Here is a 23857-nt window from a genome sequence, read left to right as displayed (position 1 = left end):
TGGGTACCGAGGATGCTTTCCCTAAGAATGCCTATTCCTATTGGGTCCATAGCGACGGAAAAGAACGGGTACGCAACTACCACGGTGCCTGGGACAAATTCAGCTTTCATGTGGAACGCGACGCCACTGTTAGCTTCAATGAACCTATACGTATAAGGCTCTGGGCCCAAGGGAATGAGTTCTCCGTTACGGTGAATGAACAGCTTTGGGATGAATGGGAACATGACAATGGTCCAACCCAGGGTGTCTTTGTATTCCGGAAGAACTATACAAACGATACACCCTTGCGGATTACGAAGGTGGTTGTACTAGAGTTGTAGTCTTTTACCAGGAAAGAAGGCCTGGCCTTCTTTCCTGTCCTCCTTTTCCTTTTGGGGAACTATCTTGTAAAGGATACTGCGCAAAATGGAGGTCAGCCATGAGCTATACCGGGGGAAAAGTATCAATGGTTTTCATTGTAGTGTTCTTCGTTCTACTTACCACGGGTTTCTCACAAGCTCAGAACACCAGATCGACTATAAGTCTGCTGGGAGAGTGGGAGTTTGCCTATGTGCCAATCGGACAAACACCCAAAGGGCCACCAGCTACGAGTCAATTTGTGAAGGTCAACGTTACTGGTGACCAATCCAAATGGACCAGCTATGGCAATGTGGACTGGGGGGGCATCCAACCCCATGATGTGGATTATGTCTGGTATCAGAAGGATGTCTTCATTCCTGCCGAAGAATTTACAGGAAAACGGGTGTTCATCTGTTTTGACTCTGTGGCCTATACAACCGATTTGTGGGTCAACGGCGTATACATAGGAGAGAACTTAGACGGTACTCTGCCTTTCGAATTTGACATTACCGAGGCTGTAAAGCTTGATGACTACAATACCATTACGATGTTGGTAGGATCCGGTCGCGTGGCAAAACAGAAAGGTGCACCAGTAGGGGCCATGTATCAATGGCATGGAGGGATCTGGCAACCGGCACGCCTGGAAGGTCGGTCGTCCACCCACATTGAGAATGTGTTTATCAAGCCTTCGGTGCGTAACCAATTGTTGGAAGTGGAAGTTACCCTGAACCGCTCGCCGTCGGTAGGTCATGTCTTCCAAGTACGGGTTTTGGAAGAAGACCGAATCGTCACGGAGAAGATTGTCCCGGCAAACAAAGGACGGCTTACCTTTGAGTTGGAGGCACGGGACCTTAAATTGTGGTGGCCTCATGATCCTCAGTTGTATCATTTAGAGGTAACACTAACCCGGGCTGGACAAACTGAGGACGCAGTAACAGAACGCTTCGGTTATAGAGAGGTGTGGATGGAGGGTCCCGACCTGATATTAAACCATAAGAAGGTGCGGCTTTTTGGCATCTGGGGTCACACCGGCGATTTCTACAACGCTCGGGGTCACGTACAGTTTTTAAACATTTCTCGAATTATCTCGCTGCCTCCAGCCAATCTTTGGCAACAACTAAAGCAGATGAATATGAATGTGGTTCGTCTGCATGCTCAGCCGTTCCGGCAGGAATTTGTTAGGACCGCGGACGAACAGGGCTTCCTTATCATCGTGGAGTCCGGCCTCTACAGCGGTGATGCCCCCAGATCAGAGCAGGCGTACGAACACCTGCGCCGGTTGGTAAAGACTTTCCGGAACCACCCCAGTGTGATTATCTGGTCTCTCACTAACGAAGTTGGCCACCAGACCGTACCCAGAGACCCTGAGACCACCGCCTTTCTGGCGAGTCTTACTCGGGAAGTACAAAAGCTAGATCCGACCAGGCCTTCTTACCACAGTGGCTATGGACAGACTCAGGATGATGTCATTATCAACGTGCATTATCCCGAACGGGTCTCCACCCAAAACTGGCCTAATATACTATTCTGGCCTGAGGAGCCCAAAACCACACCTAACCCCACGGTAGGCGAACACCTTCAGTGGGATAAACAAAGAGCGTTAATGGTAGGGGAGCATTACCTCTTTTCGGAAGATCATCGCGTACCCTTTGTCAGTGCCTTGATGGGCCAAAAGTACTTTACCCTCTTCGGGGAAGAGTTGGAGAAGAAGGAAGAAGAATACTGGGGTTACTGGTACGGTAAAGCTTCGTTGATTTACCGCATGCAGAATCTCTTGTCCTGGCAGACCCAATTGGGGCGGCAAATCGTGGGCGGAACCCGTCAGCAGCTGGTCAGGGATATTGGGTTTGCTCCTGTGGGTTTCATGTTGTATCCCTGGGTCGGTCATTGGTATGACGGGGAAAGGATTTCGTACGAGTTTTGGCTCATCAACGACAGCCTTGAGGATTTTACTGGAGATGCCTTCATCAGCGTAAGTGCGGGAAACCAACTACTGGGAGAAGTGTCCTTGAAACTGGCTGTACCTCAGGGTAAAAGCTTGAGTGTACCCGTGGAGTTAGTCTTGAGGGAACAACAACTAGAGGTCATTCAAGAAGCAGTCCTCTCTACCAAGCTAGTAGGCAAGGCAGGGGATCAGACCATTAACGACAGTCGAGAACGAGAACTTCTCATTTTCCCGAAATCTCGAACCATTGGCACCGTGAATCGGAAGGTGTATATCTTTGCACTTGAGGGACAGGAGATCTTGTTAAAGTACATCAAAGATTCAAGGATCCTGACCGAATCTGAGGAAATCAACGAACTATCTCCCCGGGAGAGTATCCTTATAGTCGGTGCAAAACTGCCATCGCAACTACAAAGAGAAATCGGATCACAGGTTCAAGACTTCGTCGCCGCTGGAGGTACGGTATTAGTCTTGGAACAGGAAGAATGGGTGGAAGCCTTGGCGCCCTTACGGATCCTGTTAGGGACGGAGAATGTGCCTGAAGCCTACACCGGGATTTCTACCAATATGCTCTATCCCGGAGCCACAGGACACCCCATAACCAAGGGAATGCCTGATGGAGCACTACGATTTTGGCGTCCTGAGCACCAGGTAGTGGAGAAAAGCTTTATCCTGCCCAATTCTGCCAATTACCGGATCCTCGACGGATTTCCTGTAATCGGTATGGTGGAAGTGCCCTATGGGAAAGGAACTTACATCCTGTCGCAGATCAAGATCCAAGAATCCCTGGGTGAAGAACCAATGGCGGAGGAGATGTTAAAGCGGATCCTCGTCTACTTGGATTTCTTTAACGGCCACGAGTTCAAGGCCACTGGTCTTATCGCCGGAAAAGACAGTGTCTTCACTATTGCCTGTCATGACCTTCGGGTTCAATTCAGCACAGCTCCTGAAGAGACCTTGGCCCGTAAAGAGTCCCTCGAACAGATTGTTGTACATCTACCCACTGTTGATGTGGACAGCACACTGAAGGAGCTGGTTCAGTGGGTGGAAAAGGGCGGAAGACTCATTCTTCACGGGGTTACATCAGAAAACGTGGATACCGTTAATCGATACTTCGATCTTGGGTTGAAATTAGTGCAGCAACCACCTCGGGTGCAGTTGCTGGATACCTATTTCAATTGGGGATTTAGTCCTTACTTACTCGCCTTTGGTAGTGATACATGGCCGCGGAGTTATGGAGTCCTGACCATGGATGTACCAGTAGAGGCGGGGAGTGTTCCGCTGCTTTGGGGCAAGGTCTCCTACGGCAAAGGCGAACTGGTCTTTTCCCAGGTTCGTTGGGAAGATGCGACTGACGAAGTCTTTAAGGTTGCTCAGTTTGCTGCAACCTTCTTCACGAACTTCGGTATACCGATGGGTCGTTAAAGCAAAAGGAGGAGCTTGACATGAACCGTAGTGTGTCGACAGTGGCCATAATTGCTCTTTTCCTGTGGTTCGGGGGTGAGCTTGTGGGTGGCGAGCCTCGGGTGCTAACAGAGGACATCTTTCCTCCTTTTAGCATCTTGGAGTTATCCACTGCGGAATGGGTGGATGATACTTTCGAAGGAAACTACCGGCCTGTTTTCGGTAATACCGTCATGTATTGGGCGGTGTTCCGGGGTGTGCGGACCACCAACTCAGCAGGAACTCTAGCCCTCCGCGTGGAGGTGCAGGATGCAGGATACTATCGTCTCTGGTTCCGGGCCCGAAATACCTTTAGCAACAGCTTGATTTCTGTAGCCGTTGCCCCCCCCACTGACCGGATGGAGTGGGTGGAAGAGTATGCGGATAAAAGCATAAAGCCTACCCTTTACTTGGATGCCACGGGAAATCCCGTCAGTGTGGAACAAATGGGTAGTACCTATCATTGGTTTTACGTTCATGCCTATCTTGTGGAAGGAGAAAACTGGGTGGTTACCTACATCCCCAACAGTTGGGTGATCATCGATCAGTTATATGTGGTGAGGATTGTAAAATAGCCGTTTCTCCAAGGGCGGAGGTAACTCTGCCCTTGGATTGCGAAGGTACCATTGTATTAGCAACTTAGAGGCACTTTGATATTGGAGTCGAGTTGATGAAAGCGTAACCCATAGGACTCTATTCCTGTAAGAACCAATGTGTTCTTGCGATTGCCATAAGACCTGAGGGACACCGGGTACTTTGGCGCAGGGCGGTATTTCATGAAGGAATTCTCCTGTTGGCTGAAGAAATGGAAGACGAAGGAGTGTTCAAAGGATTAGCGCAACAAGGATTGATTTCGATGCTAAACCCCCGGCTAATGTGTCTTCGTCACATTCATTACACCACTCGGAAGACCCCAGACCAACACCGACACCCCTTTTTTCAGGTCTGCTACGTGCTGGAAGGACGGGGGTGCGTACTACTTAATGGAGGCCGGCACGAACTTGTCCCCGGAGATGTGCATGTATATCATCCCGAATGGTCTCACGATATCTGGACATCTTCAGAGAAAGGATTAGGCACCTTAGATCTGCGCTTTCTGTGTGATGATTTGCCCGAGGCCCAAATCCCATCGTTTCTGCGTTCCCATACCGAACCGATTCTAAACCTGTTGCACGCCATCGAGTACGAAGGCAGAAACCGATTGCCCGGCTGGCAGGAGATGGCTCATGCTTATCTAGTGCAACTGGTTACCCACCTAATTAGGTGTTTTCCTGCTAACACTACCGCATCATCGATTCCGCAGAAGGCGCTGAAAATTATGCAGGCAAGCCTTCCCAATGGCATTTCCATTTCGGAGTTGGCCGAACTGCTGCACATCAGTCCCACCCATTTTTCCAACCTTTTTAAGGGGACCTTTGGTAAGGCTCCGCAGCAGTATTTGACTGAATTGAAATTGGAATACGTAAAACACAAACTCCTTACCCAGCCAAATATGAGAATCAGGGAACTGTCAGCAGCTTGTGGATGGCGAGATCAACGGCATTTCCGCGAGCTTTTTAAGACTTATACAGGCCGGACTCCTTCAGAATTTCGTAGTCTGTACCAGGACGGTTCCTGGGAGCATTATACGGTAGAAAGTTACCTTCTGTTTGATCCAAGTTTACCGATGTATTGGATATCGGTTTCGTCCTCTCCTGGGGGGAACAGCGCAGAATAGTGACCAGGACAATACGGATCGAACCAATGAAGATCGGGAGAATCTTGAAAGCGGAGAATATCCCAGTGCACAGTTAGAAGCATGGAGCTTAAAGCCGGCAAGGCATTTCTCATCCAAGGCTTTCTGCATATTATCAGACTGCCTACTTCTAGTGTCTGAAAGGGGTTCTTCGGCTAAACTTAGGTCAACGCGATTTGCGCAGCAAGCAAACATATGTGTGGAGAGGTAAATTTCAATAATAAAGCTCATGCCACTTCTTGCTATACTATGTTTATGAAGCTAATGTTGTGGGGTTAGTCAAGTGCGATGGTCTAGACAGCGGAAGACGAGCGACAGGGGTGTGGTAGGTTTCCATTTGTCTGAGTTATCAAAGCAATGGTTGCAAGGACTTAGAAAATGGTAGAGGCATCAGGGACAGAATGCAGCTCTGGTCTCAGGACAGTTGTCGATATCATATTGATTTGAGTTTGAGAAGGACGTTCATCATTGCAGGCCGCTAATCCAACAGGAACCTGGACCACAGCAAGACCATACCTCTACACGGAATCTGCTTAGTCCAGGTTCTTTAAAGGCTTCCATAGCAAGCCATTTTGTACAGACTCTTACGAAAGATGGGATGATGTCCGATGCATAAGGTCACGCAGATTACCCATGGTCCGAAGCATCATTTCTTTGGCTACTATGACAAATGGCAGTGGGATGAAAGCCAGCGGTATCTTTTAACCCTGGAGGTGGATTTCGCTGATCGTTCACCGCGACCGACAGATGTGGCTCAGGTTTGCCTCATTGATGTACAGGACAACTGCCAGTTGCACCCTATCTCCAAGACAAGGGCCTGGTGTTGGCAGCAAGGGAGCATGCTTCAATGGGTGCCCGGTTCCCCAAGGACCATCGTACACAATGATCTGATTGGGGATCGTTTTGTGTCGGTCTTTGTGGATATCGATACCGGAGCCCGGCGGGTGCTGCCCCGGCCCATTTATACCATTAGTCATGATGGACGATATGCCTTGAGTCTCAATTTTGCTCGTTTGGCGGTTACCCGGCCGGGATACGGTTATAACGGACTCATCGATCAATGGAACGATGAACTACACCCTGCGGAAGACGGGATCTACCTCATGGATCTGGCCATGGGAGAGCATCGGCTTATCGTCTCCATTGACCAGTTGGCTAGGAGCAATCCCGAAGCGAGTATGGCAGGGGTAAAACACTGGGTGAATCACCTATTATTCAGTCCCGATGGGAAGCGCTTTATCTTCCTACACCGTTGGGATAATCAAAAGGGCTTGTTCCATACCCGCCTGTATACCGCTTCCCTTGATGGTAGCGAACTTTTCTGCTCCCGTTTGCAGCGGGGTTCCCACTTCATCTGGTACGATAATACCCGCATCCTGATCTGGGGATACACAGAGGATCAAGGGTACGGATATTATCTCATCGAAGATCAAACGGATCACATGGAACTAGTGGGGAAGGGTGTCCTAACCCGGGATGGTCACTGCAACTTTGCCCCGGGTAGTGACTGGTTTGTCACCGATGAATACCCCGATGCCAACAACATGCGTCCTCTGATTCTTTACCATCTCCGGGAAAAGACCCATCGGGTGTTGGAACGGTTCTATTCACCTCCGGAGAAAAAGGGAGAGTTGCGCTGCGATCTACATCCCCGTTGGAGCAGAGACGGAAGATATATCTGCATCGACACTTTCTGCGAAGGGACCCGACAGATGTGTCTGGTGGACGTTGGTGCTATTATTGAAGGTAGCTCCTAAGGGCAGATAGAACAAGGAGGCATGAACGGTTAATGCAGGGAATTGTGAGGAGTTTTGTACAGCATAGTGTCCGTAAACAGAGGGCTCTCCACGGTCTTTGGGATTTTTCCATTGAAGACAAGTCCTTCCAGGACCGCTTGACGGTGCCCCAGTGCTGGGATACGACTATTCGCTATTACGACTATCGCGGTAAGGCCTATTATCGAAGAATTTTCCGCACTGAAGGACTTCCCGTGTGTCGACTCAGGTTCTTTGGTGTGTCCCATACGGCACAAGTGTGGGTGGACGGTCGCCTCGTGGGTTCCCATTTCGGGGCCTATACACCCTTTTCCGTTATTCTGACAAATCTGGAACCAGGTGAACATGAGCTCATCGTCGAGGTGGACAACTCCTTCGGTGACGATGTGGCCTTGTATTACGAATTCTATGATTGGCATATCTATGGCGGCATCATCCGTCCCGTGGTCCTCGAAGAATTGCCGGAAGTCTTCGTGGATCGGGTTCAGGTAAAGACGTTGGAACTAAGGGAAGAGGCGGCAACCGTGTCCTTTTCCCTGTTCCTCCAGAACACCTCCACCACCCAAGTGGAGGAACAGATTTCGTTGAGGGTCTTGGCGGATAATCTCCCGGTGGTTGAAGAAACACTGGAACAGAATCTTAAGCCCGGCGTCAATACGCTGGAAATTACTAAGGTGATCCAAAACCCTCGGTTGTGGTCCCTGGAGGATCCCTTCCTTTACTACGTGGAAGTCACCACCAGTGGCGATGATTTACGGGACCGGTTCGGGATCCGCACCATCCAGGCGGAAGGTCAGCGGGTTTTACTGAACGGTGTTCCGGTAAAGCTGTTGGGCTTTAACCGGCACGATGACCATCCCGATTGGGGGGCTGCGGTCCCTGTAGAGATTATGCTCAAGGACCTTGAGATCGTGAAGGAAGCCGGGGGCAATTTCTTGCGGGGTTCCCATTATCCCTATCCGGAGATCTTCTTAGACCTTTTGGATGAGCAGGGGATCTTGTTCGGGGAGGAATGCAGCCATTGGGGATTGAAGGAAGGACACATGCTCCATCCCCGCTTCCTAGAACAGAGTAAGCAATGCATTACCGAGATGATTACCGCCCATTATAATCATCCATCCATCATAATCTGGGGTTTGTTAAACGAGTGTGCGAGTAATCTGGCCACCACCCGTCCAGTATATGAGGAGCTGATTGGACATATCCGGGCTTTGGACGAGAGCAGGCTGGTTACCTATGCCGGTTTCCACCCCGGAAGTGATGTTTGTTTGGATCTAGTGGACATCGTTTCCATCAACAATTATACCGGCTGGTATGTGCAAAGGATCGACGAGATCCCCACCTGGTACGAAGGCTTTAGACAATGGTTAGAAAAAATCGGGCAAGGGAACAAACCTTTCATTCTCAGTGAATTCGGTGTAGGGGCGGTCGCGGGAGTGAGAAGCTTCTACAAGGTGCGCTGGAGTGAGGACTACCAGTATGAGTTCTTCCACAAGGCTTTGGAATACTACCTGCAGCGCGCCGACGTCACTGGGGTGGCGGTCTGGCAGTTTTGCGACACCCGAACCAGCGCGTCACTTTTCTTGACCAGACCCGGTTCCCGGAATAACAAGGGTGTGGTGGATCGTTTCCGTCAACCCAAGGATGGCTTTTATGCCGTACGGGACGCGTTCATGAAGTATCGCCAAAAAGAGGTCTGAGGTGTTTGGGGCAACTGGGTAAAAGCCCAGCTGCCCTTTTTTATCAATCTGTGCCTATCGGATGGCATAACTATGGTTTAATGGGCCCCGGCCCTGACCTAGATTGAGTCTTGCGGCGATGGCACCGGTAATGTACTCCTTGGCCCGCTGGACGCTTTCCAGTAAGTCGTAGCCCAAGGCCAGGTTGCAGGCAATGGCCGAAGAGAGGGTACAACCGGTACCATGGGTGTTTTCATTGTCGATCTTCGGAGCCCGTAACCAGTGAATTTCGCTCTTCATGTAGAGAAGATCATCGGCTACGTCTGACAGATGCCCACCTTTCACCAGTACCGCCCCCCTGGTATACGGGGCCAGTTCCCTTGCGGCCCGCACCATATCTTCCCTATTCCTAATGGTAATTCCCGTCAGGCTTTCGGCTTCAGGGATATTGGGGGTGATGACCGTAGCCAACTGGATAAGCTCCTTGACGAGGGTAGCGATGGCTAGATCGTCCAGGAGCTTTCCCCCACTGGTGGCTACCATCACCGGATCTACCACGACGTTTTTCGCCCCGTATTCCCTTAGTTTTTCGCCAATGACACGGATAATCTCCCTATTTGCCACCATCCCGATCTTTACCGCATCGGGCGGGATATCGGTGAAGATACAATCCAACTGATGACCTACAAACTCCGGTTCCACCTCCATTACACCATAGACCCCGGTGGTATTCTGGGCCGTCAGGGCGGTGATCACGCTCATCCCATAGACCCGATGGACCGTGAAGGTCTTCAGATCTGCCTGGATTCCGGCACCGCCGCTACAGTCGGAACCGGCAATGGTAAGTACTGTCTTCATCATATCCACCGCCAATCTGTAAAGGAATTAAGGTAAAGATCCGCTGTGGCCTGGAGGGCAGCTCGATCTTCATGGGCGCTTATATCGTATACCGCTACCACAAACAGCCCCGCGGCCTTAGCACCGGCAACCGCATGCAGGGCATCTTCGAACACTACCGTTTCCCCCAAGGGTGTGCCTAAACGTTCCAGGACTTGTCCAAAAAACTGAGGATCGTCCTTGCCCATGCGCAGCTGGGAACAGGTGACGATAAAGTCGAAATAGTGCAGAACGTCCAGCCGCGCTAAAGCGGCCTGGGCCAGGTCGTGGTCTGTTGCGGTGGCAATGCACATCTTCACTTGGCGTTCCTTCAGCTGTGCCAACAGAGGTTGTACCCCTGGTTTCAGGGGGATGTGACACCGGTAGTTTTCGGCAATTAACTGTAAAAGCTCGCCAATGATCTCTTCTGGAGATTTTGCCATCTTGTAGGTTTGGCGCAAATAGCTCGCCGCCTGCTCCAAGGTCATGGTTCTAAGGACCTGTGCGGTATTCCGAAGGGGGATATACCCCCCACGTCTGAGATACTCTTCTCCCAACTGGTCCCAAAGGGCCATGGAGTCAAGGAGGGTCCCATCGAGGTCGAAGATCGCACCTTTAATCTTCATGGCAGACCACCTGGCGGGCAACTTGCCGAAGCTTCGTCACGGCCTCCCGAATGTTGTCCTGAGCGAAGATGGCCGAGACCACGGCAATGCCGGCAAGGCCGCAGCCCTTTAACTGTAAGGCGTTCTCTGCGTCGATGCCTCCAATGGCGACCACAGGGATGGAGACTGCAGCACAGATCTCTTTCAGGGTCTTCAGGTCCACCGGCTGAGCATCGGGTTTGGTGGAGGTGGGGAAGATGGTACCTACTCCGAGGTAGTCTGCGCCCTCCCGTTCTGCTTGGATCGCCTGCTCGATCGTTTGGGCCGAAACACCTAAGATCTTCTCGGGACCGATCATCCTTCTTACATCCTTTGCCGGCAAATCCCCTTGCCCAATATGCACCCCATCGGCATTGCAGGCCAGGGCCACATCCACGTGATCGTTGACCACAAAGGGGACCTTGTGTCTTTCCGCGATGCTTCGCGCTCCTTTGGCCAATTTCAGCAGGGTGACCGGATCCACATCCTTTTCCCTCAGTTGTAAGAAAGTTACTCCCGCCGCCAAGGCCTCTTCCAGCACGGCCCAAAAGGAACGACCCCGCAGCCAAGATCGGTCGGTCACCGCATACAGTTGCAGGGCATTTTTATCTAGTCTCAACTCTCACGCCTCCCCGCAGGGTCTTGCCGTCTAGTTGACTCATGGTATCGATAAGATAAGTGCGGAAGGAACCTGTACCGGTCCCATGCCGAACAGTCATCTGGTAGGCTAGCTCTCCACAAAGCCCCATGGCGGCCACGGCCGTCGCGGTGGCCCGGAGAGTTTCATCTGGGTTGGCGGCAACGAAGGCTCCAATGAGGGCGGTAAGCATGCAACCGGTCCCAGTGATTCGGGACATCAGAGGATGTCCATTGCGGATGACGTAAGCGACCTGGGGATCCGCCACCACATCGATGGCACCAGTGATGGCAATGATCGCACCGAGTCTATTGCTCAGCTCCTTCACCCAAGGCACTATCCGCTCTAGGTTTTTCTCGGTGATGGCGTCCTTGAGGTCCGCATCAACACCCCGAGTACTTCCTGCACCTTGGGCGATGGTCTTTATCTCCGAGATATTCCCACGGATGACAGCAAACCTGATCTCCTCCAGCAGTTGGAAAGTGGTCTTGGTGCGTAGATTCGAAGCGCCGGCACCCACGGGATCTAGTACCACTGGGCGCTTCAATTCATTTGCCCTTTTGCCTGCTTGTCCCATGGAATTGATAGTGCGCCGGTTCAACGTGCCGATGTTAATCACCAATCCATCGGCAATGGCCACGATGTCCTGTGCATCTTCTTCCTCGTCGGCCATCACCGGAGATGCGCCACAAGCTAAAAGGATATTGGCCACATCATTGACCGTCACATAATTGGTGATACAGTGGACTAAAGGTGACTTTTCTCGTACATTAGCTAGGATTCTTTCCAATTGCATAACCTCCCGCAGCCTGACCGGTGCCGGGGAAAAGAAATGGGAAGTGCCAAAGACAGGGCCTTCCCATTGGTGACGAGACCTTGTTCCCTACGTTGGCATTACCCAAGTCAGGTTCAAAGGGTCGAAGCTGTACGCGCTTCCTCTCAGCCTGCACACAGGCTCCCCTACAAAGTATTGATATTTGGTTTTATCGCTTGCATGGTACCACAGGTGCTTTTCCTTGTCAACAATGGTAGCCAAAGACAATTCCCACAGAGCTTTTTTATTCATCACAAAGGAAAAGTCTTGGCAGTTGTCTAATTGTTGTTAAGGAAACGGGGCGATAGGGGGGGGCGACCCATTGAATGGTTCGTGAATAAAGCTAATAAGGAAATGAGGCGCAGACCGATGCGTGTTGCAGACTACATCGTGGCCTTGACAAACCTCTACGGGCTTGTACACAAGGAGAAGGTTCTGGAGATCTATAATCAGCAAAACGAAGAAAAGGTGTCCATCGAGACGATTGAAGCCTATTTGGAAACAGGGATCCCGTGGGAATTTGTCTACACCCATGGGAACTATTTCGTCCACGAGGCCATTTACGCCCTTGATAGCTTCGAAGAGGAATTGGCCCTGCGGCGGGGAAAACCCTACTATGTTCCGGAGAAGAAGGAGCTCTTGAGGTACACCGATCCCCTGTACTTCGAGAAGACCAAAGAGTATTACACCTTGTTAGCCTATATCAAGAAAAACTTCTTTCCCGACGATCCCGCCGAAGCTGAGGACTTCGCTAGGGAAGTGGTGACCATTTCCCATATTGGTTTTTCCGCGTCGGAGCTCTCTGACCTATTCGATTTTTACGAGATCGTATTTAGCGATCTAGACCAAGCAAATGAATGTCTGCGTCTTATTACTAACGTAGCCAATACCACCCGTCTTTGGGAGAATAACGGCCATACACCAAGGGAAATCGTTGAGAAATATGAAAGGCAACACTTGAGACCACTGCCCACCGAAAGACCCCAGGCCATGGGAGAGGGGAGAAGGATCGGTAGGAACGATCCCTGCCCCTGCGGCAGCGGGGAAAAATACAAAAGATGCTGTGGTTGCTAGAAGACTAACCAGTCTTCTGGTCAAGGAAGACGATCGGACAAATGGAGGTCTAGAAGTGCTTATCTTTGCCCCTGCGATCTACGAACATGCCGCGAAAATCATCAATGCTAGCCCATCGGTTGTATGTCAGGATCCGGTTTCTCTAGCAAAGGCCCACATCGAGGCTTATCGACTCTATGGGCACCCCATTGTCATCCCGGCCATCGACATTTACAACGTGGAGGCCGAGGCCATGGGGGTGAAGGTCCAGTACTTCTCCAATGCTTCCATGCCGGTAGCCCGGGAGGGTTGTTGGCGACTGCCCGTCGAAGTCGATAGACTGCCCAACCCCAACGAGTTTCCCCGGGGTAGGATGATAATCAACCTCCGGGCCGCGAAACTGGTGGTCCGGGAGTTGGGTGAGGAGCCCTGTGAGATCTCCTTTCCCATATCAGGGCCCCTGTCTATCGCGGCCAAGCTACTGGGCAGTGCAGAGTTGTTGATGGCGGTGGCCACCAATGTAAAAGCCCTAGACCAGCTCTTAAACTGGATTGCCGCTGTCCTGTTAAGGTACATCGAAGCCATCGTGGACTTGGGAGTGTCCATCACCATTTTCGAGTCCATGGCCGCACCACCGTTGATTTCTCCCCTATTCTTTGCGGAACACCTGGAGCCTCATCTGATGAAGCTGATGAACCGCACCGAAATCTTAAGCAAACGGCGACCGGCTTTGATTATCGGCGGTAATACCATTGATTTGTTGCCGGCCTATGCCCGCCTTCGTCCCAGTCTCTTCATCTGCGATTATCTACCGCATCTACCCAATTTCGTTGGACTCTCCCGCAATTACCACTTGTCCCTGCGGGTGAATATCACAAGGGAGTTAGTACAACAGCTGCGGAGCGTAAAGACCATCGCCGGGGATCTGCCGGTGATGATCAGCACCGGGATCGTGCCCTATAATGCAAAACCAGAGGAGGTCCTTGCTCTGAAGGAGCTGATCGCAAGGGTTAACGGCGAATAGCCCCAGGTTTTGAACAGTAACACCAGACGAATCAAAAGAGCGACGGTGGTGGGGTTGGGACTAAAGAAAGGCAGTCACAATCGCCCAAATGCGTCCGGCCCACACCCTCTGTCAGTTTTCACCGAAATCAGACCACAAGCAGGCCCTCCCTTTATGCCTTAAGTCAGTTCTTGCCCCTCAATCTAATAATTCCACGTTAGGGACAAAACCAGGACCTCTGTCCCGGGTTTCATACAACGGGGTACCGCATTCCACCGGTTAAGGAGAATTGGCAGGGACTTGGTACCTGGACGGAGAAGTATTATTTAGAGGTAAATAATGCCTTTGGGCATGGATACGTGTGCTTACGAGGTCTGTCGCGCCATAGGTAGGACGACAGACAAGTTGCAAGGATCGCTACTCCTAGCTGCAGGAGGACTTCTGGCCGGATTGACCCGGAGGCACCGGCTGCTAGGAGATGTCTTTAGAATGGACTGGTGCAAACCTAGATGAAGGGGTGTTCCCGTTGGAAATACAAGAGCTTTGGTCTAGTTACGTGAACAAACTGGACCCTGTCAATCGCCGAAGGCTCCTGCAGAAGATGGGGCTTCCGGTGGACGGGTTCCGCAGTGGCACCGCAAACATACCCGATTCCCTGGTGGAAAAGACCCTCATCGAGTGCCCCTCCCGAAGGCAAGGGCGGATGTTTGTAAAGTGGTTCCGTAGTAGCCACAGTCGACTGATGGAAAAACTGGAATCGGATTCACCGGAGGAGTTGGCCGAGGCCAAGGAAGAATGGCTTAAGTTTCCCACAGAGATTATGAAAATCGCGCTGCTGTTATCTAACCGCCAGGAGTTACTGGAGGAATGGGCCGATGAGATCAGTAGCAAGGAAATACAGGACATGGAGAAGGAGGTTAAGTGGCGGGAGGAGACCAGCATCCAAGTATTGGAGGAAATGACGGACCGGATACTCCGCCTGGAAAGGGAACTAGAAGAGTTGAAGGCGGAGAACAAGCGCTTGAGAGATGAAAACCGGAAGGTGAACACCCAAAGGGAACGGGTCGAGAAGAAAATGGAGCGCATGATGGAGGATGCCCAGAAAAGGACCGCCAAGCTCCAGGAAGAAATCAAACGGTGGGCCTCGATGAATGAGGAGAAGGCTAGGGAAATAAAAGAACTTAGGTTGATCGCGGAGGATCAACGTAGACAAATAAAAGACTTAGAAATAAAAAAAGAAAAACAACAAGAACAACAGGGGGAAGAGGCACTGCTGCGGCTCTATCGGGCCCTATTAGAGCCCCAGTACCCCGAACAACGGCCCCGCCGGGTACTCATCCTGGGGGAGCAGTTTCCGCCCCAGACGATCCAGTTTGGCGGCGGATGTTATACGCTGGAGGGGTTACCCCTTAACGAGGTGACAGAAATCGATCCCGCAAGCTATGATGCGATCTATCTGTTGTCCCTTTGCGACTACGAAACTAGGGTCAAGATCAATCGTCTCTTGAGCCCCTACGTTCTAGAAATTGGTAGCCTGTATGAATTGCAAGAAGAATTGAAGGAGGTTACTGTCTGATGAGTAATCGTGATTATAAATGTCTTTTAGCCGGACGCCTCGCCCTCCGTAAGGAAATCGAAGAACCAGGAAGGCTACCTGCATTCATTAATGCCAACAATTGTGTACAGTTCCTTATCCGACCCCTCTCCGATGTCCCGGATCGACTCCTACACGTAGCATTTTTTACTTGCTGGGGCAGTGAGCTGGAAAGATGGGCCGAGTTCCACGACGATCCCTCCGCCGATTCCACCCATCGGTTAACGTACTTGGAACAGTTTCTCAAAGACCGTATTCTGCTTTTCCAACCCACAGAGCGAATAGATAGCACCTCTAATGAATCCCATTATTGTGCCAAACTGAAGGCATTGTTGGATGCCCCTTCTGGGATCAATCCCGAATCACGGCTCATTCCCATCCTGAATCTGAACAGCATGACCTCAGAAGAATTTGAAGATGCCATCAAACGGCGTAGAGAAATCGGGCCCGTCCGGGATTTTGGCAAAGACATGCCCATCACCGATCCGATGATGGTGGTCCTGGATTGGTATCAGAACCCGTTGGTGTATCATGGATTTGAGGGCATGAACCCTACCCGAACGGAGTTTTGGCGGTTCGCCGGTGAACAGATTAAGAAGACGGCCCTGGATCCAGAGGAATTAGAAGGATTTGTCCTCCCATATCGGAATATTGTTTTTATCGAAGCCGATGCCTACTTTCAATTATTGCTACCAAAAGTAGAACGGGACTTCATCTCCCTACAGATCGCCTCGCGGAACGGACATGCGTCTTTGGAAACAAGAGTCTCCCCGGAGACTCCTCCGATGGTGATCCCGGACCGGTTAGCACAAAGGGGAGAAGGCTCCCTCCAGGAGGAAGAATTCCTCAGCTATCTTAAACAAAGGGCCCACAACCAGGGTCTATTCTACGATGAGGTAGACCTCATAAACTTCCACACCGCCATGAAAAGTGGGGGACTGGTCTTGCTTTCGGGTATGTCGGGGACGGGCAAATCCCGATTGACCAGTCTGTATGGCGATGCCCTGGGACTTAGCCCACAGCAGCATCTCATGGTGTCGGTACAACCCACCTGGACCGATGACAGCGATCTATTGGGCTTTCTGGATTTATCCCATAATGTATATCGCCCGGCGGATACCGGTGTAGTAGACTTTTTGCTGACCGCGGAGAGGAATCCGGATCAACTTTTCCTTTTGACCTTCGACGAGATGAACTTGGCCCGGGTAGAGCATTACTTCGCCCAGTTCTTGTCAGTGCTGGAGCTTGATCTAGACAAACGCTATCTTCGCCTATACAGTGACCAAGCCCAGGGTTGCATCTACAATTCCTGCCAGTATCCTTCCCGCATCCACATCGGTCGTAACGTGCTGTTCGTAGGGACGGTGAACATAGACGAATCCACCTACCGTTTCAGCGATAAGGTCTTGGACCGGGCTCAAGTGATCCGGTTAGGTACCGTTCCCTTTCATTTGTTGCAGATGCAGCCCGAAGTAAATGCAAAGCTGCCCACACCGCCGCCGGTAACCTTTGAGCTTTACCGGAACTGGCAACGGGGTGAAGAGCGAATCCAACTGACCAGGGAGGAGCTGGAGTTCCTCCATGCGGTCCATGAGAAACTCCAAGGGGTAAACTTGCAGCTGGGAGTAGGGTACCGGACCCTCAGACAGATCGATGCCTATATCCAAAACATACCTTGCCGTGTAAATGGGGAACCGTTGCTGGATCGCAGCCAGGCCTTTGATCGCCAGGTGTGCCAGAAGGTACTCACCAAGCTCCGTGGTCCCCGGGAACAACTGGAAGCGTTGGTAGGGCGCGTGGACCGGGAAGGGACTGTGGTAGACAGTGTGCTACTTCAGCTGATGGACGCCTATGCCAAGGTGAGCGATTTTACCCTCAGTCGGCGTGAAGTGGCGCAAAAGGCCAAGGAGTTGCTTTATTATGGCTACACAGCCTAAATTACCTTTTTCTCTGGCGCTGGTGCTGCATCCCGAAGGGGAACGTCGGGTCCTGAATCTGGAGAAATTCACCACCGATGAAGCCTCCGCGGAGGTGTCCGCCTATTTCCTGGAATATACCGACTGTGACTTGGAGTTTCGCGCCATTGAGGAACCCCCAGAGGAGGCCTGGGTGACCATCGATGGTTTCGATGCTTTGTTTAATACCCAGCGGGAAGGCTTAGTGGACCGGTATGGTAGGCTAGTGTTGTGTTGTAATCATACGTTACCGATTCAGCGACACAATGAAAGCGAGTTTCCGTGGATTCCCGGCAACTACCGGGTGGAGGTCCGCTGGGGGGACGTTTCCTATTTCACAGTCCTTAACGTGCGCCCTAAACACTTCAAAGCCGAGCGCCTCGAGATTATGCGCCAAGAACTGGAAGAGTACGTTGTAGGCCTTACCCTAGACCTCATCCGGAAAAACCAGGGCTTGGGTCACGGGGAGCTTGCCTCCTTCATGCCCGCACGGTACTATCAGTACCAGCTGTTGGAGAAATACTTCCCGACTCTGAACGCGGCTTTGGCCGATGTGGTGACTAGGCCCAACCATGCGGTGCGAAAGCAATATGAAGTGACGGACCGACCCGGACAAAGACCCAAGGATGCCCGGTCCTACCGGTGGCAAAGCTCCCACCGGGGTTATGCCCGCAATGGGGGGAATGGTCCCAACCAACGTTTTGCTTTGGTACCCCGATCCACGGTGGACTATGACCTACCGGAGAATCGGTGGGCGAAGAAGATCGTGTCCAGTTTCATCGAGATCATGCACGAGATCGCGGAAAGCATTGAACAGCTTTTGGAGCGGAGGGAGGAGTTGCCCCAGATCGCCCGGGTAAAGGCTGAGCAGCAATTGGCCACCGTTCAAAGGCTGCAAGCCCGCCTTCGTTCCGTCTTGGCGGAACCCTTTTTCCAGGAGGTCTGTGCCCAGGGGGTTTGCCCCTATACACCGGCCCTACAATGGGACGGACGGTACCGGACTTTGTACCGTTTTTGGTGGGATCTTCTCAACCATAGCCATGTACAGGTGAACGCCACCTTTGAGTACCAGTGGAAAAAGACCGATCTGCTATGGGAATACTGGTGCCTGGTGAAGACCCTGCAGGCTTTACAAAGCATTGGTTTTACACCTGAAAGTGGCTGGATCTACGACCACCGGTGGCGGTTTCCGGACCGGGTTTTCATCCCTTCCATTCCCAAGGGCACCAAGGTATTGATGCGCCGGGGCAGGGAGACCTTGGCGGTGTACTACGAAGAAGAGCTTCCCACCCTTCGGCAGACCGCCCTGGACATGGGAGCATTGCTTTATCTGACAAGCAATCACAACCTACCGGACATTAGGCTTGATTACGCCATCGATGGGCAGTATCAGTTTTCGGTGATTGTGGAGGCGAAATACCGACGCCGGTGGCACATTTGGCGCATGGATGGGGTAGGAAACGGCACTTGGACAGACACGATGCACCAGCTGAAGGACTACCTTAGCATTCGCCGGACCGATGATGAAATGCGCCGGGCGGTGAAGGAATTGATCGTGTTATACCCTAAGGATCAGTATTTCGATGTGGCCGTGCACGAAACCGGCACTGATATTGTCCTTGTTCAGTTGCAGCCGGGAAACTCTGACCATCACTACGTAAAGCACTTGGCGCAATTGTGGCCGCCGGACAGTGGGAAATAGGGGACACTCTTTGGAAAAAAGAACCGATCTTGGGGAGAAGGAGAGAAATGGCATGAAACGGGTGACACTGATCTTAATGTTGGTTGTGCTTTGTTTCCCAACCCTGGTTTCCGCAGAGGAACGGTTCATCGTGGGAATTAAGCAGCACGTCGGCTATGGTTTGATGGGGCCGGAAGTAGAAAGGGAGTTTGTCAATCGCTGGTCTGTTTCCTGCGGTTATGGAAAAAAGGGCGAGTTGGCCGGCGTTACCCTGGGGCTCAAGCGCTATCTGGGTTCCTCGGGCCAGCGTGCCTACCTGGGTGGGTTTGTCACTCTCACCTACGACGAAGGAATGGAGGTGTCACAACCCTTCGCTTCCATCGGCTACCAGTGGATATGGGGAAGGGTTTGTCTCAGTGTGGAGGCTGGCCTTGGTCTATTTCTGGTACCGAAGTCCCTGTGGGGGGTGGGAGTGGGTATAATGTTCTAGGAGGACCGTTTGTACATCAAGATATAGGCGATTTTGTCACTGTGGAGAACAATCTTCCAGCAGTAGTCTCAACCTGATGGAAATTGGGGGAGGATGGATGATGAGAAAAGTTGCTGTAGTAAGCGCGGTGCTTCTGGTTTGCCTGTGTGTCTCCGCCGCAGCGTGGGCCCTAGAGTTCCGGGTGGCACCTTTGCCCGGAGACAACTTGGTGGTTAATCCCTGGTTCCGCACGGGAGATAAGCCTAGTCTGGCGGGGTGGACCACCACCGCTGTCAGGGGAGGCTGGGTGGCCAGTCAGAAACAGGGGAACCCCACCCCCGATGAGACCGTCGGTACCGCGGCGCGGTTATCCACTGGACGTGGGGTGGAACAACGGGGGAAGACCATCGATCCCGGGATTGATGGCTATTTGTACCAGGTGATTCCGGCGGATCCTAGCAAGACTACCCTCAAATTCGACCTTTACTGGGTCACCCACACGGTAAATCCCGCAGTAGTAACTATCTACGGCGGACCAACCCCCGAAGGACCCTGGATTCCCGTGTGGCAACCCTTCTATGAAGTCCATACCCGGAGGATCGTTCCCGAATCACGACGTGCCCAGGAGCTTTGGCGTTATTATTCAAACACCACTGACTTGGTAACAACGACCCTAGAGCGCGGTTACCCGTACTATAAACTGGAATTACGGGCTAACTTGCCAGATCACTACGGTGGATTCAAGGTCACGGGGATCTATTTTGCCGTCGAATAGAATTGTAGTCGGCTCCCAGGTTCCGGACCTTACACTTCCGTGATAATATCAACGTCCAGGACATCCCGCGGGTGTATTTCCCGGGGATGTCCCAGTCCCGCACCTTCTGACCCTTCGGAAAGACCCGTCCGCGGGGCAGACTATCCAACCATATCGGCCCAAACACGAAAGACTCCACTCCAACTTGGGGGAATCATCCGTACGTTGTTGCTGTGTCCCTAGGTGGAACAGGATAAGGATAGCGTCTTCAAAAACTAGGATGGTCACAGGTATACCGATACGGTACGCAAGTCTTTCCGCCCTGTTATCGGCAAAACAGTTCACGAAGAGCCATACCACCGCTATCGTCCGCGCTTTACTACCCCGAAAAAGCGGGTGGGAGGAAAAGGAAGTCTATTTGGGGGGTCGAATTCAAAATACTGGCGGCGTACTGGTGGGAGTCCTGTTTACCGGTTGGATTATTGGCTTGTGCCCGGCCGGTGCTTTTTGTACAGAGTATGTTACTGAATCTATTGCCCGGCCTTGTGGCCTGGGTGATGGTGGTCCATATTGTTGCCACCATGTTGTCCAAACCAAAGGGCTGGCTTTTTCAGCTGGTGATCCTCGGGTTGGTGTTAACTAACATTCCAACAATCTCCATGTTTTGGTTCTATCGGGAGCTGGACAACCCCCTCCATCCCCTTAGGAATGTTCAGGTATGGGGCAGACTGATCTATTGTTCGGTGTTAACCATGGTGTTTTTGTTTAGTCTTTTCTGGGTGATGGAAAGGCGACGGGTGGGGAAGTGGTTAATCTCCACTGGTAGAAGACACGCAAAGCCCTTCAAAGTTGCTAATCACCCCGTAGCCGGTCGGCTGATCCTTGCCATCAAGATCACCCTGGGGAGAACGTTAATCATCGCGCTTTTCGGCGTCACCCTACTGGCGGTGCTGCTGGTAAACCCCATCGGCCTGCTTAAGGATCAGCCCATATAAGTCAGGGAGTATTTTACCTTGGCCTTTTCGGAATTGCTCTTTCCCTTGTTAGGTTTGGTGGCTCTTTCTGGTTTGTTGCCGGGCGGTGACACGGGAAACATGCGGGAGTTGATCTACCAAAGGCCCGGCGGCGAAGGGAGCTTCCGGGAACAGCAGCTTGCTGGTCTGGTGACCTATCTGTTGTCAACCTGTACGGTATATGCGCTCTGGGTGCGCGTCGTTCTACCCTCGCTATCCGTGATACACATCTTTGGCGTGCTCTTTCCCTCCACCCTCCTGCTTTGTGGGCTTTTGTTGATGCTGGGAGTATAACAATACGCTGCTAAGCTATGCGATTGCCCTGGTTTACTGGGACCTGTCTATTACCTCCAGGAGAGGTTCCCCTGGTTTCTCAGCCCGGTGTACCATCTGGCGGAATACAACTTCAAGTTGGGACGGAATCTTTTGTGGCAGAATAAACTAGCCCTCTTGATGTTGGCCCTGGTACTCATCCTCATTGCTCTGAGAAAGACTACCAAGCGGGCCTTGGCATAATACCTAGGTTTCCCGAAGGACCAGAATTGAAAAAAGGTGGGGAAGGGTACTGATTGGCAAGCCCTAAGGGACCCGACAGGGTAGGTGTGAAGCACTTCACAATCCAGAAAGATGACCAGTCCCACGGGCACATTGACCTTTGTGCAAGGTGTGTCTTAGTACTTTTCTTCCTTGTTCCCTCTGGCACACCTTTCCCTTTGGTCCTGCTCCGAAGAACGCAGGGAGAGGTCTCTTACTGCTATGGATTCGCAACGGTTTCCTTTGTCACCGCCTGGGTCTACGCCCTTTCATTTTTCCCGAAAGTCAGGCAGGTGCAATCGACCTACTCTTCCCTCTGGAGTCAGTCACTACCATGATCCTGTGTGAAGACCATTGTACCGGAGAAAACGAAAGTAATGTTTTCTACAAGAACCATTAATGTTCCGAAAACTGGTGTCAATAGTCAGATGGATTGACAAAGGAACTCTTGCTAAATATACTAAGAGAAAACCGCCAGGAGACAGAAAGTGGCGATGACTAGTTAAAGGCCCCTTACCACCGATAGTCTTGGAAAGGTGTTGAATACTGACCGAATAACGGCCCATCAGAGGGTCCGTTCGGGATAGATGACACTATCAACATTAAGGGGGAGGGCAAATGAAGGGACGGAGAACTCTGCGGGTGGTCTTGCCCATCATCATTCTCATGATGATTGGGGGAGTGTGGTGGCTGAAAAGTACCGCTGAGACCGAACAGCTTCCATTGGAACTCACCAATGTGGAGCTGGACAGGATTTTGTCCTACGGGAAACCCGTACTCCTCGATTTCGGTGCTTCTTGGTGCATGCCCTGTCAACAGATGGCGCCGCACCTGCGTAGCGTCTACGAAAAGATGCAAGGCAAAGCCTTGGTCTTCTACGTAGAAATCGACAAATATCCCGATGCGGCAAAGGACTTTCCGGTGCGGGTGGTGCCCACCCAGTTCTTCTATACCGCGGATGGGAAGCCTTATGTTCCCAGCGAAGAACTGAAAGAAGCCTTTGGTTTTATCCTTTATTCCTACCGGGATACGGGTGAACATGTCTTCACCGCCCATGAGGGCGCATTGACCGAAGAACAGATGCTGCTGATCTTTGCTGATATGGGGGTGGAGTAATTGCTTGACACCCTTAGCTCCCTTCTCCAGGAAAGCACCTGGCTGGCTCCGCTTTTTGCCTTGGTGGCAGGTGTTTTTACATCCTTTACGCCCTGCGCCCTCTCCAGTATTCCTTTGATTATCGGCTATGTGGGGGGGACCGGGAGTGCGGAGACGAAGGGAGCACTGGGGCTTTCCATCGTCTTTGTGCTTGGCTCTGCTGTCACCTTTACCACCTTGGGGGTCATTGCCTCCCTAATGGGTAATCTAATTGGGGCTAGTAACCAATGGTGGTACCTCCTTCTGGGGGTCTTGATGGTCCTGATGGCACTGCAGACGTGGGAGATCTACAATTTCATCCCGTCCACCCATTTGGTCGCTAGAAGTCGTAAACGGGGATATCTGGGTGCCTTCTTGGCAGGAATTCTGGGTGGACTGTTTTCCACTCCCTGTGCCACACCGGTGCTGGTGGTTCTGTTAGGTATCGTGGCTGGGCAGGGAAGGATCCTCTGGGGAGCTTTCCTGTTGTTGCTATACTCCCTTGGTCATGGCACCTTGGCTTTGGTGGCGGGGACCTCCGTGGGGGTTGTGCGGAAGCTTTCCCAAAGCCAGCAATACGGTCGGGTTAGTGGGATCCTACGGGGAGTGATGGGCACCTTAATCCTCTGCATTGGTCTGTACATGTTCTACTTGGGATTCTAGAGGACGGAGCTGTCTTCATCCTGAGTTGTGTATTACTCCTCCGAAGCTTGCGATCGGATATTGGAACGCTTGACGGGAAAGCCGGCGGTAAGTCTGCCGGCTTTTTCAGGTTCGGCC

General features: G+C 51.8%; 21 protein-coding genes and 1 riboswitch. Of the genes, 17 read left to right on the top strand and 4 right to left on the bottom strand.

Features of this window, described 5'->3' with window-relative positions:
- The 6 genes from GXX57_10600 to GXX57_10575 form a co-directional block, all read left to right on the top strand.
- The coding region (locus GXX57_10600) for a hypothetical protein (protein ID HHV45097.1) at nucleotides 1–320 on the top strand (320 nt) is incomplete at its 5' end.
- A 230-nt stretch (nucleotides 321–550) separates the two neighbouring features.
- Nucleotides 551–3709 (top strand): hypothetical protein, encoded by a 3159-nt coding sequence (locus GXX57_10595; GenBank protein HHV45096.1) that lies wholly within the window; start codon nucleotides 551–553, stop codon nucleotides 3707–3709.
- 20 nt (nucleotides 3710–3729) lie between these two features.
- Nucleotides 3730–4302 (top strand): hypothetical protein, encoded by a 573-nt coding sequence (locus GXX57_10590; protein HHV45095.1) that lies wholly within the window; start codon nucleotides 3730–3732, stop codon nucleotides 4300–4302.
- Nucleotides 4303–4520: 218 nt separating this feature from the next.
- Complete coding sequence (locus GXX57_10585; protein ID HHV45094.1) at nucleotides 4521–5444, top strand: AraC family transcriptional regulator; 924 nt, start codon at nucleotides 4521–4523, stop codon at nucleotides 5442–5444.
- Nucleotides 5445–6070: 626 nt separating this feature from the next.
- A complete protein-coding gene (locus GXX57_10580) occupies nucleotides 6071–7219 on the top strand; it encodes a hypothetical protein (protein ID HHV45093.1) in 1149 nt (382 codons plus the stop codon).
- A gap of 32 nt (nucleotides 7220–7251) precedes the next feature.
- Nucleotides 7252–8937 carry a beta-glucuronidase gene (locus tag GXX57_10575; GenBank protein ID HHV45092.1) on the top strand — a complete coding sequence of 562 codons (1686 nt, stop codon included), beginning with the start codon at nucleotides 7252–7254 and terminating at the stop codon, nucleotides 8935–8937.
- A gap of 54 nt (nucleotides 8938–8991) precedes the next feature.
- On the opposite strand, the gene thiD is transcribed toward GXX57_10575, so the two are convergent.
- Genes thiD through thiM form a run of 4 tightly spaced genes read right to left on the bottom strand, consistent with a single transcriptional unit; the run spans nucleotide 8992 to nucleotide 11869 of the window.
- Entirely contained in the window at nucleotides 8992–9774 is a 783-nt protein-coding gene (thiD, locus tag GXX57_10570; protein HHV45091.1) for a bifunctional hydroxymethylpyrimidine kinase/phosphomethylpyrimidine kinase, read from the bottom strand.
- Nucleotides 9774–10418, bottom strand: coding sequence for an HAD family phosphatase (locus GXX57_10565; GenBank protein HHV45090.1), 645 nt, complete (start codon nucleotides 10416–10418; stop codon nucleotides 9774–9776). Before GXX57_10565 ends, thiD begins: the two co-directional genes overlap by 1 nt.
- A complete protein-coding gene (gene thiE / locus GXX57_10560) occupies nucleotides 10408–11055 on the bottom strand; it encodes a thiamine phosphate synthase (protein ID HHV45089.1) in 648 nt (215 codons plus the stop codon). Before thiE ends, GXX57_10565 begins: the two co-directional genes overlap by 11 nt.
- Nucleotides 11042–11869: a hydroxyethylthiazole kinase gene (gene thiM, locus GXX57_10555; GenBank protein ID HHV45088.1), complete on the bottom strand. Its 828-nt coding sequence runs from the start codon at nucleotides 11867–11869 to the stop codon at nucleotides 11042–11044. Before thiM ends, thiE begins: the two co-directional genes overlap by 14 nt.
- 67 nt (nucleotides 11870–11936) lie before the next feature.
- A riboswitch (TPP riboswitch) is annotated at nucleotides 11937–12045 on the bottom strand.
- Nucleotides 12046–12256: 211 nt separating this feature from the next.
- Between thiM and GXX57_10550 the strand changes: the two genes are divergently transcribed.
- From GXX57_10550 to GXX57_10500, 11 genes are all read left to right on the top strand, one after another.
- On the top strand, nucleotides 12257–12961 hold the full coding sequence (locus tag GXX57_10550; GenBank protein HHV45087.1) for a hypothetical protein: 705 nt from the start codon (nucleotides 12257–12259) through the stop codon (nucleotides 12959–12961).
- 55 nt (nucleotides 12962–13016) lie between these two features.
- Entirely contained in the window at nucleotides 13017–13964 is a 948-nt protein-coding gene (locus tag GXX57_10545) for a hypothetical protein (GenBank protein ID HHV45086.1), read from the top strand.
- A 505-nt stretch (nucleotides 13965–14469) separates the two neighbouring features.
- The gene (locus GXX57_10540) at nucleotides 14470–15519 is read left to right on the top strand and encodes a hypothetical protein (GenBank protein ID HHV45085.1); all 1050 of its coding nucleotides are present in this window, start codon (nucleotides 14470–14472) and stop codon (nucleotides 15517–15519) included.
- The gene (locus GXX57_10535) at nucleotides 15519–17474 is read left to right on the top strand and encodes a hypothetical protein (GenBank protein HHV45084.1); all 1956 of its coding nucleotides are present in this window, start codon (nucleotides 15519–15521) and stop codon (nucleotides 17472–17474) included. The genes GXX57_10540 and GXX57_10535 overlap by 1 nt, the downstream gene beginning before the upstream one ends.
- Nucleotides 17458–19194: a DUF2357 domain-containing protein gene (locus GXX57_10530; protein ID HHV45083.1), complete on the top strand. Its 1737-nt coding sequence runs from the start codon at nucleotides 17458–17460 to the stop codon at nucleotides 19192–19194. Before GXX57_10535 ends, GXX57_10530 begins: the two co-directional genes overlap by 17 nt.
- A 52-nt stretch (nucleotides 19195–19246) precedes the next feature.
- Nucleotides 19247–19663: a hypothetical protein gene (locus GXX57_10525; protein HHV45082.1), complete on the top strand. Its 417-nt coding sequence runs from the start codon at nucleotides 19247–19249 to the stop codon at nucleotides 19661–19663.
- A 100-nt stretch (nucleotides 19664–19763) separates the two neighbouring features.
- Entirely contained in the window at nucleotides 19764–20417 is a 654-nt protein-coding gene (locus GXX57_10520) for a hypothetical protein (protein ID HHV45081.1), read from the top strand.
- 461 nt (nucleotides 20418–20878) lie between these two features.
- Entirely contained in the window at nucleotides 20879–21391 is a 513-nt protein-coding gene (locus tag GXX57_10515; GenBank protein HHV45080.1) for a hypothetical protein, read from the top strand.
- Between the two features lie 18 nt (nucleotides 21392–21409).
- Nucleotides 21410–21703, top strand: a complete 294-nt coding sequence (locus tag GXX57_10510) for a hypothetical protein (GenBank protein HHV45079.1) — start codon at nucleotides 21410–21412, stop codon at nucleotides 21701–21703.
- Nucleotides 21704–22561: 858 nt separating this feature from the next.
- A complete protein-coding gene (locus GXX57_10505; protein HHV45078.1) occupies nucleotides 22562–23059 on the top strand; it encodes a thioredoxin family protein in 498 nt (165 codons plus the stop codon).
- The gene (locus GXX57_10500) at nucleotides 23060–23740 is read left to right on the top strand and encodes a cytochrome c biogenesis protein CcdA (GenBank protein HHV45077.1); all 681 of its coding nucleotides are present in this window, start codon (nucleotides 23060–23062) and stop codon (nucleotides 23738–23740) included.
- The last annotated feature ends 117 nt before the right edge of the window (nucleotides 23741–23857 follow it).

The sequence above is a fragment of the Bacillota bacterium genome, from assembly GCA_012839765.1.
GTDB lineage: Bacteria > Bacillota > Limnochordia > DUMW01 > DUMW01 > DUMW01.
Note: the sequence above shows the minus strand (reverse complement) of the source record. Positions and strands in the feature narration are given on the sequence as shown.